This is a genomic window from Mycobacteroides salmoniphilum (genome assembly GCF_004924335.1).
Classification (GTDB): domain Bacteria; phylum Actinomycetota; class Actinomycetes; order Mycobacteriales; family Mycobacteriaceae; genus Mycobacterium; species Mycobacterium salmoniphilum.
In genome coordinates this window covers 2,549,203-2,560,247 of record NZ_CP024633.1, presented here as the reverse complement: position 1 = coordinate 2,560,247, position 11,045 = coordinate 2,549,203, and the positions used below count along the sequence as shown (strand labels likewise).

11 protein-coding genes are annotated in these 11,045 nt (G+C 64.4%); 9 read left to right on the top strand and 2 right to left on the bottom strand.

All coding sequences use genetic code 11. The annotated features are described in order from the left end of the window. Positions 1–367: 367 nt before the first annotated feature. The 5 genes from mihF (at position 368) to metK (ending at position 4,217) form a co-directional block, all read left to right on the top strand. A complete protein-coding gene (mihF, locus tag DSM43276_RS12640) occupies positions 368–685 on the top strand; it encodes an integration host factor, actinobacterial type (protein ID WP_030093544.1) in 318 nt (105 codons plus the stop codon). A gap of 10 nt (positions 686–695) precedes the next feature. Beyond that, positions 696–1,265 (top strand): guanylate kinase, encoded by a 570-nt coding sequence (gene gmk / locus DSM43276_RS12635; protein ID WP_078329809.1) that lies wholly within the window; start codon positions 696–698, stop codon positions 1,263–1,265. A 78-nt stretch (positions 1,266–1,343) separates the two neighbouring features. After that, positions 1,344–1,652 (top strand): DNA-directed RNA polymerase subunit omega, encoded by a 309-nt coding sequence (gene rpoZ / locus DSM43276_RS12630; protein WP_005057694.1) that lies wholly within the window; start codon positions 1,344–1,346, stop codon positions 1,650–1,652. Positions 1,653–1,669: 17 nt separating this feature from the next. Next, on the top strand, positions 1,670–2,932 hold the full coding sequence (gene coaBC, locus DSM43276_RS12625) for a bifunctional phosphopantothenoylcysteine decarboxylase/phosphopantothenate--cysteine ligase CoaBC (RefSeq protein WP_078329810.1): 1,263 nt from the start codon (positions 1,670–1,672) through the stop codon (positions 2,930–2,932). An 82-nt stretch (positions 2,933–3,014) separates the two neighbouring features. Next, on the top strand, positions 3,015–4,217 hold the full coding sequence (metK, locus tag DSM43276_RS12620) for a methionine adenosyltransferase (RefSeq protein ID WP_078311878.1): 1,203 nt from the start codon (positions 3,015–3,017) through the stop codon (positions 4,215–4,217). Between the two features lie 66 nt (positions 4,218–4,283). On the opposite strand, the gene DSM43276_RS12615 is transcribed toward metK, so the two are convergent. Further along, positions 4,284–5,075, bottom strand: a complete 792-nt coding sequence (locus DSM43276_RS12615; protein ID WP_078329811.1) for a phosphatidylethanolamine N-methyltransferase family domain-containing protein — start codon at positions 5,073–5,075, stop codon at positions 4,284–4,286. Between the two features lie 210 nt (positions 5,076–5,285). Here DSM43276_RS12615 and DSM43276_RS12610 point away from each other — a divergent pair, with 210 nt between their 5' ends. The 4 genes from DSM43276_RS12610 to DSM43276_RS12595 are packed head-to-tail and all read left to right on the top strand — an operon-like array spanning position 5,286 to position 10,071. Further along, complete coding sequence (locus DSM43276_RS12610; protein WP_211196770.1) at positions 5,286–6,128, top strand: nitrilase-related carbon-nitrogen hydrolase; 843 nt, start codon at positions 5,286–5,288, stop codon at positions 6,126–6,128. Between the two features lie 10 nt (positions 6,129–6,138). Continuing rightward, on the top strand, positions 6,139–7,560 hold the full coding sequence (hydA, locus tag DSM43276_RS12605) for a dihydropyrimidinase (protein WP_078329813.1): 1,422 nt from the start codon (positions 6,139–6,141) through the stop codon (positions 7,558–7,560). Between the two features lie 25 nt (positions 7,561–7,585). Beyond that, positions 7,586–8,602, top strand: a complete 1,017-nt coding sequence (locus tag DSM43276_RS12600; protein WP_078329814.1) for a TIGR03842 family LLM class F420-dependent oxidoreductase — start codon at positions 7,586–7,588, stop codon at positions 8,600–8,602. Then, positions 8,602–10,071 (top strand): NCS1 family nucleobase:cation symporter-1, encoded by a 1,470-nt coding sequence (locus tag DSM43276_RS12595; protein WP_078329815.1) that lies wholly within the window; start codon positions 8,602–8,604, stop codon positions 10,069–10,071. Before DSM43276_RS12600 ends, DSM43276_RS12595 begins: the two co-directional genes overlap by 1 nt. On the opposite strand, the gene DSM43276_RS12590 is transcribed toward DSM43276_RS12595, so the two are convergent. Beyond that, a complete protein-coding gene (locus tag DSM43276_RS12590; RefSeq protein ID WP_078329983.1) occupies positions 10,036–11,007 on the bottom strand; it encodes an alpha/beta hydrolase in 972 nt (323 codons plus the stop codon). The genes DSM43276_RS12595 and DSM43276_RS12590 overlap by 36 nt on opposite strands. Between the last annotated feature and the right edge of the window lie 38 nt (positions 11,008–11,045).

Below are 11,045 nucleotides of genomic sequence, written 5' to 3'. Positions count from 1 at the left end.
GGACGTTGATGGGTCGCGACACGCGCAACACGCGATTCACACAAGATTTTCAGTTTGCCCTCATGGCACTCACGGTTTGCTTGTCTCCGGTTCAGGTACAAGATTCGGCGGTGTTGTCAACTCTGTGTGAAACTCATTGCACAACAATGCTATTCAATCGCGACCTGCAGAAATGCCGGGTGGGAACGGGTGGACGCGATGGTTGCTCGGCAGGATCGCCCGCGGCCCCTCTAGCAGGCGATTTTCACCGAGAAGAGGGGGGTGGGGTTCACATATGTCGGTTGGCGTGGGTACGGTCGCTGTCGCTGGCTGGTTGTTTTCCAGCCGATCAGAAAAACCGACGAGTTTCGTATGAGACGGAGGAATCGTGGCCCTTCCACAGTTGACTGACGAGCAGCGTGCCGCCGCGTTGGCGAAGGCGGCTGCCGCCCGCCGCGCCCGGGCCGAGCTCAAGGAGAAGCTCAAGAAAGGCGGCACCAATCTCAAGCAGGTGCTCAAGGACGCCGAGACCGATGAGGTCCTGGGCAAGATGAAGGTTTCCGCACTGCTGGAAGCCCTGCCCAAGGTCGGCAAGGTCAAGGCGCAGGAGATCATGACCGAACTGGAGATCGCCCCGACCCGCCGTTTGCGTGGTCTTGGTGACCGTCAGCGCAAGGCGTTGTTGGAGCGGTTCGACTTTTCCTGATCTTCTCCAGATGACAGCTTCGATGAGGGGCCGGGTAGTAGTCCTATCCGGCCCCTCAGCCGTCGGTAAGTCCACCGTCGTGCGTCGCCTACGCGATGACGTACAGGGCCTCTTCTTCAGCGTCTCCGCCACTACCAGGGCCCCGAGGCCCGGTGAAGTGGACGGCGTCGACTATCACTTCGTCACCGCCGAGGAGTTCCAGCGGCTGATTGACACCGGTGCGCTGCTGGAATGGGCCGATATCCATGGCGGATTGCAGCGTTCGGGGACTCCTGCCGCGCCTGTCCGCGAGGCGATGGAGGCCGGTCGTCCGACCCTCATCGAGGTCGATCTGGCCGGGGCCCGCGCCATCAAGGCCGCACTTCCGCAGGCGCTGACGGTCTTCCTGTCCCCGCCGAGCTGGGACGCGCTGGTGCAGCGGCTTACCGGCCGAGGCACCGAATCGGAGGCCGTGATCGCCCGGCGATTGCAAACCGCCGAGGTCGAAATGGCGGCTCAAAGTGACTTTGATGTCATCGTCGTCAATGACCAGTTGGAAAATGCCTGCGCACAGTTGGTATCGTTATTGGTCGGACGTTAACCGGCAGCGCATCAACAGACACTGCGAACACTGCGCCAGCCATACTCAGCGCCATCTACCTATCCAGGAGATTTCTTAGTGAGCACCTCCCAGACCGACGTCATCGTCGAACCGGGCACCGACAGCTACGACGCCGCTCTCGACACGCCGCTGGGTATCACCAACCCACCGATCGACGAGCTGCTGGCGCGGGCCTCGAGCAAGTACGCGCTCGTGATCTACGCAGCCAAGCGGGCCCGCCAGATCAACGACTACTACAACCAGCTGGGCGACGGCATCCTCGAGTACGTGGGGCCGCTGGTCGAGCCGGGTCTGCAGGAGAAGCCGCTGTCGATCGCGCTGCGCGAGATCCACGGCGACCTGCTTGAGCACACCGAAGGCGAGTAGAAGCCAGGACGCCGGTCATGGCCGACCGTAAGCGGATCATCGTCGGAGTGGGCGGGGGAATTGCCGCCTACAAGGCCTGCACCGTGGTACGCCAGCTCGCGGAGGCCGGACACAGCGTCCGCGTCATTCCCACCGAGTCGGCCCTGCAGTTCGTGGGTGCCGCAACCTTTGAGGCGCTCTCGGGCGAGCCGGCCAGAACCGGCGTGTTCGACGACGTTCCGGAGGTCCCGCATGTGCGGCTGGGGCAGGATGCCGACCTCGTGGTGGTCGCGCCTGCCACCGCGGATCTCCTGGCCCGCGCGGCTACGGGTCGCGCCGACGATCTGCTGACCGCGACCCTGCTGACCGCGCGTTGTCCGGTGCTCTTCGCTCCGGCGATGCACACGGAGATGTGGCTGCACGCCGCCACCCAGCACAACGTGTCGACACTGCGTGAGCGTGGCGCGGTTGTCCTAGAGCCCGCGTCCGGACGGCTCACCGGAGCCGACACCGGTCCCGGTCGCCTTCCCGAGGCCGAGGAAATCACCACCCTGGCTCAGCTGCTGCTGGCGCGGGCCGACGCACTGCCGCACGATCTGGCCGGTGTGCGCGTCCTGGTCACCGCCGGCGGCACCCGTGAGCCTCTGGATCCCGTGCGCTTCATCGGGAACCGTAGTTCCGGTAAGCAGGGATACGCGATAGCCCGGGTCGCCGCACAACGCGGCGCCGAGGTCACGCTCATCGCGGCGCATACCGTCGGGCTGCCGGATCCTGCCGGTGTCGACGTGGTGCACATCAGCTCCGCCGCACAACTGCAGGACGCGGTGACCAAACACGCTCCCGCGGCCGAGGCGCTGATCATGGCTGCCGCTGTGGCCGATTTCCGGCCCGCCCACGTTGCGACCAGCAAGATCAAAAAGAGCCACGGTGCCGACGGTGAGAATCCCGTCGATGCGCCCATCGAATTGCTGCGCAACGCTGACGTGCTCGCCGGTGTGGTCCGGGCGCGCACCGACGGGCAGCTGCCCAAGATGCGGGCCATTGTCGGATTCGCCGCCGAAACCGGTGATGCCAACGGCGATGTGCTCTATCACGCGCGCGCCAAGCTGAAGCGCAAGGGCTGTGATCTGTTGGTAGTCAACGCCGTTGGTGAAGGACGAGCGTTCGAAGTGGATAGCAACGATGGTTGGCTGCTGTCCGTCCAAAGCGGCGGCGAGGTCACCGAAGTTGTCCTGGAGCACGGCACCAAAGTTCTGATGGCAAGCCGTATTGTGGATGCCGTCGCCGGGCTTTGTCAGTGAAGCTGACAACCGGGCATGGCCCCGATCTCACGTCGTCGGCCATAATGATTAGGACACGTAACGATCTGAAAGGGGCTGCGCTGTGAGCTCAGCGGGACGGCTTTTCACCAGTGAATCGGTGACCGAGGGGCATCCGGACAAGATTTGTGATGCCATCAGCGACTCGATCCTCGACGCGCTGCTCGCCCAGGACCCCAAGTCCCGGGTCGCGGTGGAGACGTTGGTGACCACCGGTCAGGTCCACGTCGCCGGTGAAGTCACCACCTCCGCGTACGCCGACATCCCCAAGATCGTGCGTGATCGCGTTCTGGAGATCGGCTACGACTCGTCGTCCAAGGGCTTCGACGGGCACTCCTGCGGTGTGAACATCGCCATCGGCGCCCAGTCGCCCGATATCGCCCAGGGTGTCGACACTGCCCACGAGGCCCGTGTCGAGGGTGCTGCCGACCCGCTGGATGCCCAGGGCGCCGGCGACCAGGGTCTGATGTTCGGCTACGCCATCAACGACACCCCCGAGCTGATGCCGCTGCCCATCGCGCTGGCGCACCGCCTCGCGCGTCGGCTGACCGAGGTTCGCAAGGAAGGGCTGCTGCCGTACCTGCGTCCTGACGGCAAGACCCAGGTCACCATCGAATACGACGGCTACAAGGCCGTGCGGCTCGACACGGTTGTGCTCTCCACACAGCACGCCGCCGATATCGATCTGGACAACCTGCTGACCCCGGATATCCGCGAGAAGGTCGTCAACACGGTCCTGGACGAGCTCGACCAGGAATCGCTGGACATTTCCGACTACCGGCTGTTGGTGAACCCGACGGGCAAGTTCGTGCTCGGTGGCCCGATGGGTGACGCCGGCCTGACCGGCCGCAAGATCATCGTCGACACCTACGGCGGCTGGGCCCGCCACGGCGGCGGCGCGTTCTCCGGCAAGGATCCGTCAAAGGTGGACCGTTCCGCCGCGTACGCAATGCGCTGGGTGGCCAAGAACGTGGTGGCCGCCGGGCTCGCGGACCGGGTCGAGGTACAGGTCGCTTACGCGATCGGCAAGGCCGCTCCGGTGGGCCTGTTCATCGACACCTTCGGCACGAACACGATCGACCAGGTCAAGATCGAGAAGGCCATCAACGAGGTGTTCGATCTGCGCCCGGGCGCGATCATCCGTGATCTGGATCTGCTGCGGCCGATCTACGCGCAGACCGCCGCGTACGGCCACTTCGGGCGCACGGATGTCGACCTGCCGTGGGAGCGGACCGACCGGGTCGACGCGCTCAAAGCCGCCATCTAGCTTTCGACAAAGAACGCCGAGTGTGAGCAGAACCGCTCACACTCGGCGTTTTTGTCGTACCGGTACTCAGATCAGGTAGGGAATCAGGGCTTTCCGGTCGGTCGGGTAATCGGTGAACTTCTCCTGATACCAGCGGTGGGTGGCCAGCGCGCGGGGGATCAGATTGCCGGCGGTGATCAGCAGGATGGCGACGCCGGGCAGCGCCCAGGTGAGGAGGGCGAACCCGGACCAGGCGATCAGCTCGCCCAGGTACGCGGGGCTGGTGACACATCGGAACCCAGCGCCGAAGGGGATGCGGTATTCGGTACCGCCGGGGTTCTTCTTGTCACGCAGGTTCCGCACGATCGACTCGGAGCTGAGCAGCAGCGCGAATCCACACAGGTAGATTGCCAGGCCCGCCAGGAATCGTGGGTCCCGCAGCCAAGTGCTGTCGTATTGCCCGAAGAAGTCGTGGCTGAAGAGCGTTCCGTTGAGGTACCCATGCATCGACGTCACGAGCATGCCCATGACGACAACCGAGACGTTGAACGTGCTGCGCTTGCCGGGTACCTGGCGGATGGCCAAAGGGAAGTACCAGCCGCGGTTGGCGTAGTGCAGCATCCATATCCCGGCAAGAACCAGTGACGTCGGCTCGAAGCGGGCAGGTCCGGTCAGGTAGCAGACGAGAAACACCGCGGTCGCCGGAATCTCCATCAGCCACCAACCGAGCTTCGGATTCAGATTGAGCCCGAGTTTTGTCGTCGAGAAGCGCCCGTACGAACTCTGGGCGAAGAGGCCGCCGATGATCACGAATGCCGCGAAGCCGAGGGCTGCCGTCAGCACGGTGTCGTAAACGGTGTCGCCGGTGTACCAGTGCATGACGTTTCCCTCGGTGAGCGGGCGGCATCGCCCGGATGTGAACCGCAGAACTGTAACGTGTTCTACCACGCGCGCATCAGGCCCGGAGAGAAGCGGCCAACCTCCGGGCATCCGCGCCGGTGTTGTGCGGATTGGCGCGCGCGCCGGGCGAGGTGCGCATAGAGTCTGCCAATGACGGTGTCTGATGCTCTTCGCGCGAGCGGCTCATCGGTGATCAGAGCCGCACTGACGCAAGCGACTTGGACTGGCGACAAGGAATCCATGCTCGCCAAGCACGAGCGCTTTGTCGCCGAGGCGGCGTCTCAGGGCGCTCAGGTGATCTGCTTCCAGGAGCTCTTCTACGGTCCCTACTTCGGCATCGTGCAGGACAAGAAGTACTACGAATACGCCGAGTCGGTGCCTGGACCGGTTACCGAACGGTTCGCGGCGCTCGCCAGGGAACACCGCATGGTCATGGTGTTACCGGTGTATGAGGAGGAGCGGCCGGGTGTCCTTTACAACACCGCGGCGGTCGTGGACGCCGACGGTACCTACCTCGGGAAATACCGCAAGCATCACATTCCGCACCTCGATCGATTCTGGGAAAAGTTCTACTTTCGGCCCGGGAACCTCGGGTACCCGGTGTTCGACACCGCGGCCGGGAAGATCGGCGTCTACATCTGTTACGACCGGCATTTCCCGGAAGGCTGGCGCAACTACGGGCTCGCGGGAGCAGAGCTGGTCTTCAACCCGTCGGCCACCAAACCCGGCCTGTCTAACAGGCTTTGGGAGCTAGAGCAGCCCGCGGCGGCGGCGGCCAACCAGTACTTCGTCGGCGCCAACAACCGAATAGGAACCGAGAACGGCGAATTCGGGGATCAGGCCGTCACGTTCTACGGCAGTTCCTACTTCGTCGATCCGCGCGGCAACTACGTCGGCGAGATCGCCTCCGAGAGTGCCGAGGAGATCGTGATACGGGATCTGGATCTGTCGGTGGTTCGTGAGGTGCGGGGTGACTGGCAGTTCTACCGGGATCGCCGGCCTGACACCTACGGCCCGATCGTCGCTCCCTAGGAGGCTGTCGATGACAACGACCCTGATCCGAGGCGGCACCGTGGTGACGGCGACCGGCCGCGGCGGCGCGGATATCTTGATCGACGGCGAGAAGATCGTGGCCGTCCTGCAACCCGGCAGCACGCTGCTGGGGGTGGATCTGGCCAGTGCGGTCGACACCGTGATCGAGGCGGTCGGCAAGTATGTCATCCCGGGTGGGATTGATGCGCATACTCATATGTCGATGCCCTTTGGTGGCACCACGGCCTCGGATGACTTCGAGACCGGGACGCGGGCCGCGGCCTGGGGTGGAACCACCACCATCATCGACTTCGCCGTGCAGAAATACGGTGAGCAGCTGCAAGATTCGCTGCAGACATGGCACGAGATGGCGGCCGGTCGGTGCGCGGTGGACTACTCCTTTCACCAGATTGTGGGTGACGTCAACGATGCCTCGCTGACGGCCCTGCGCGGCCTGGCCGACGAGGGCATCACGAGTTACAAGATGTTCATGGCGTACCCCGGGGTCTTCTACAGCAACGACGCACAGATATTGCGCGCCATGCAGGTGGGTGCCGACACCGGGCTGATGACCATGATGCACGCCGAGAATGGTCCTGCCATTGACGTTTTGGTGGCTCAGTTGCTCGCGGCGGGAAAGACGGATCCGTACTACCACGGGATCGCGCGGGCCTGGCAGCTTGAGGAGGAGGCGACGCACCGCGCCATCATGTTGTCCAACCTGACGGGAGCGCCGCTGTACGTCGTGCACGTCTCGGCGAAACAGGCTGTCGCCCAGCTGGCCACCGCGCGTGACGCGGGCCAGAACGTATACGGGGAGACCTGCCCGCAGTATTTGTACCTGTCCCTTGAGGAGAATCTCGGTGCGCCGGATTTCGAGGGAGCCAAGTGGGTCTGCTCGACACCGCTGCGGTCCAAGCATGAACATCACCAGGATGAGATGTGGCGCGCGCTGCGCACCAACGACATACAAATGGTGTCGACCGATCATTGCCCGTTCTGCATGAAGGGGCAGAAGGACATGGGCGTCGGCGATTTCTCGAAGATTCCCAACGGGATCGGCTCGATCGAGCACCGGATGGATCTGCTCTACCAGGGAGTTGTGGACGGCCGGATCACCGTGGAGCGGTGGGTGGAGATCACCTCGACGACCCCGGCCCGGATGTTCGGGCTCTACGGCCGCAAGGGGGTGATCGCGCCGGGTGCCGACGCGGACATCGTCGTCTACGACCCCCACGGGCACACTTCGATTGGGTTGGGTAAGACCCACCACATGAACATGGACCATTCGGCGTGGGAGGGGTACGAGATCGACGGACACGTCGACACCGTGCTCTCCCGCGGGAAGGTGATCGTTGACGGCGACGAGTATCTGGGCAGCAAGGGAGACGGTGTGTTTCTGCGCCGCGACCTGTGTCAATACCTCATCTGAGACTGGTCGAAAGAGAGGGCCTGCGATGGATTTCGGAGTTGTCCTGCAATGTGATCCTCCGGCTGCGCGAACCGTGCAGCTGGCTAAACTTGCCGAGGCACATGGCTTCAGTCATCTGTGGACCTTCGATTCACACGTGCTGTGGCAGGAGCCCTACGTGCTCTACAGCCAGATTCTGCAGGAGACGAAGCGGATTGTCGTGGGGCCCATGGTGACCAATCCGGCGACCCGGGACTGGACCGTCACCGCGTCGCTGTACGCCACCCTGAACGACATGTACGGCAACCGCACTATCTGCGGCATCGGCCGCGGTGATTCGGCGGTCCGGGTGACCGGCGGCGCGCCTACAACCCTGGCCACACTGCGTGACTCGATCCACGTCATCAGGGAGCTCGCGAATTCGCGGCCGGTCGAATACCGCGGTGCCACTATGCAATTCCCGTGGAGCCGCGGCTCCGTGCTCGAGGTATGGGTCGCCGCCTACGGGCCTAAGGCGCTCGCCCTGGCCGGCGAAGTAGCGGACGGTTTCATCTTGCAGCTTGCCGATATCGATATCGCGCGGTGGATGATCGGGGCAGTGCGGGATGCCGCAGCGGCGGCCGGACGTGATCCGGCGGATGTGCGGATCTGCGTGGCCGCACCCATATATGTGGGATCGGACCGGGCGCATATGCGCGACCAATGCCGATGGTTCGGTGGCATGGTGGGCAATCACGTGGCCGACATCGTGACCAGGTACGGCTCCCATGGTCACGTACCGCAATCTCTTACCGACTACATCGCCGGACGTGAGGGGTACGACTACAACCAGCACGGCCGGGCAGGGAACACCCACGCGGAGTTCGTGAGCGATGACATCGTCGAGCGCTTCTGTGTACTCGGCACCGCGGCAGATCACATCGCAAAGTTGTTGGAGCTCAAAGCTCTCGGGGTGGACCAGTTCGCGGGGTACCTACAGCACGACAACAAGGAGGAGACCCTGCGGGTATACGGGGAAACGGTCATTCCCGCGCTGTCACAACACATCACGGCGAAGAGCTGATGGCGACGGCAGAGGGGGAGCTCACGCCGGTAGCGGCTGCGGGCCGGCTGAGTAACGCGGACCTGGCGCCCACCACCGCGGCACAGGCGACCTGGCGCACCTGGGACATCTTCTGTCTGTGGATGACCTCGGCGCACAGTCTGGGCAGCTACGGCTTCGCCGTCGGCATGTTGGCGCTGGGACTCACGGGCTGGCAGACCCTGTTGGCGCTTTTCACCGGGGTGCTCGTGCTTTGGTTCGGGAGCAACCTGATCGGGATCGCCGGCCAACGGCTAGGAGTGCCGTTCCCGGTGTTCGCGCGTGCCACATTCGGGGTCTTCGGTGCCAATGTCCCGGCTCTGCTGCGCGGGCTGGTCGCGATTCTCTGGTACGGAATCCAGACCTACCTGGCGTCCACAGCGGTCATCGTGCTGCTTTTGCGGTTGGATCCCGGGCTGCGGGCGTGGACCGAGCCGACGTTCTTGGGCCTGCACGCACTGGGGTGGGCCGCCTTCCTGACGCTGTGGACCGTGCAGCTGCTGATCCTCAACTACGGCATGGAGATAGTCCGCAAGGCCTCCGATGTCGCCGGCCCGGTCGTGTGGATCGGGATGATCGCCCTGGCGATATGGATGCTGGCCAGTGTGGACTGGAGCATCGACTTCGGTGCCCGCGTCGGGGCGCCGCTCACACCTGGGGCCACGGTGCTTGCCTTCACCGGAGTGGCGTTTCTGATGGTCGCCTTTATGGCCGGTCCCTTGGTCAACTACGCGGACTTCGCCCGGTTCGCACCCAGCCGCGGGGCGATCTTGCGCGGGAATGCCCTGGGTATCCCGCTCAACGAGACCGCGTTTGTGGTGATCTCGATCGTCATTTCGCTTGCTGCGCTGAAGAAGTACGGCAGTGCGATGACCGATCCGGTAGAGCTGGTCGCCGATATCGATTCGGATGCCATCGTGATGGTCGCGGCGGTTTTCTTCGCGATCGCCACTGTGGGCATCAACGTGGTGCTCAACTTCGTCTCACCGTCCTACGACATCTCCAACGTCGCACCGAAGTACATCTCGTTTCGCACCGGGGGCATCATCACCGCGGTCCTGTCGGTCGTCGTGCTGCCCTGGAACATCTGGGGGAATGAGGCTGCCATCGTGTACTTCCTCGGTGGGGTGGGCGCGCTGATGGGGCCGGTGTTCGGGATCCTCGTCGTGGACTACTACCTGCTGCGTCGCCAGCGCACCAACACTGCCGACCTGTACTCCGAGTCCACCGAGGGCGCCTACTACTACATCCGTGGGTTCAACCCCGCGGCACTGATCGCGCTGGCCGTTTCGGGTGCCGCGGCGGTCGCTCTCGCTCTCTTGCCCTCGTCACAGAGCCTGACCGCTTTGTCGTGGCCGGCCGGGGCGCTGTTGGGAGGCGGGCTGATGTACGTGCTGAGCATGTCCCGCGTGAGGCTAGCCGTGCAGCGCGGCCCTGAGAGCGGCCAGTGACCGGTCCCGCTCTTCGGTGGCGGCAGGCACGATATCGGCGTAACCCAGGTAGCCGTGGATCAGGGTGGGGGCGTTGTGCAGCTCGACCGGCACGCCGGCGCCGCTGAGCAGTTCGGCGTACTTGGCGCCGTCGTCGCGCAGCGGATCGAACTGGGCGGTGCCGATGAACGCCGGGGCAAGCCCCTCGAAGCTCTCTGCGCGGGCCGGGACCAGCGTCGGGCCCGCGGTGGCGGGATTGGTGTCCCCGAGATACCACTTGCTCAGCCCGGCGACCGCCTTGACGTCCAGGACGGGTGCCTCGGCGTTCTCGATCATCGATGGCAGCGTCACGTCGAAGGTGGTGGCCGGGTACCACAGCACCTGGAAGGCCAGCGCAATGCCGTTATCGCGGGCCAGCTGGGCGAGTACCGCGGAGAGGTTTCCGCCGGCGGAATCGCCGCCGACGGCAAGGCGATCCGGGTCGCCACCTATGTCGGCGGCATGTTCGTGCACCCATTGCAACGCGGCCCAGCAGTCCTCGACCGCGGCCGGATACGGGTGTTCGGGCGCCAGTCGATAGTCCACCGACACCACCACGGCGTCGGCCTGTACGGCCGCCGCCCGGCCGACCGCATCGTGGGTATCCAGGTCGCCGATCACCCATCCACCCCCGTGGATCAGCACGAACACCGGGTGTACCCCGTCCGCGGACGGGGAGTAGATCCGTACCGGTATCTCACCGGCGGGGCCGGGGATGGTGCGGTCCTCCACCTTGGCGACCTCGATCCACGGCGGGCGCGCGGTGGCGATTGCCCGGTAGGCGTCCCGGGAAGCCTGCGGCCCGTCCGGCGAAACGAGCTGAATCGGAACAGCTTCCAGGATCTTGAGGATGATCGGGTCGATGCTCGGTTCGGCGTGCGATGAGCCGCTTGCGTGAAGAGCGACAGAATCGGTCATGTCGTCACTGTATCGGGTGCTGACCTGCGAGTCGGGGG

What these genes read in the sequence shown, in the direction of transcription:
- gmk (WP_078329809.1), top strand. Translation starts at nt 696, where the DNA reads ATGACAGCTTCGATGAGGGGCCGGGTAGTAGTCCTATCCGGCCCCTCA.
- coaBC (WP_078329810.1), top strand. Translation starts at nt 1,670, where the DNA reads ATGGCCGACCGTAAGCGGATCATCGTCGGAGTGGGCGGGGGAATTGCC.
- DSM43276_RS12615 (WP_078329811.1), bottom strand. Translation starts at nt 5,075, where the DNA reads ATGCACTGGTACACCGGCGACACCGTTTACGACACCGTGCTGACGGCA.
- hydA (WP_078329813.1), top strand. Translation starts at nt 6,139, where the DNA reads ATGACAACGACCCTGATCCGAGGCGGCACCGTGGTGACGGCGACCGGC.
- DSM43276_RS12600 (WP_078329814.1), top strand. Translation starts at nt 7,586, where the DNA reads ATGGATTTCGGAGTTGTCCTGCAATGTGATCCTCCGGCTGCGCGAACC.
- DSM43276_RS12595 (WP_078329815.1), top strand. Translation starts at nt 8,602, where the DNA reads ATGGCGACGGCAGAGGGGGAGCTCACGCCGGTAGCGGCTGCGGGCCGG.
- DSM43276_RS12590 (WP_078329983.1), bottom strand. Translation starts at nt 11,007, where the DNA reads ATGACCGATTCTGTCGCTCTTCACGCAAGCGGCTCATCGCACGCCGAA.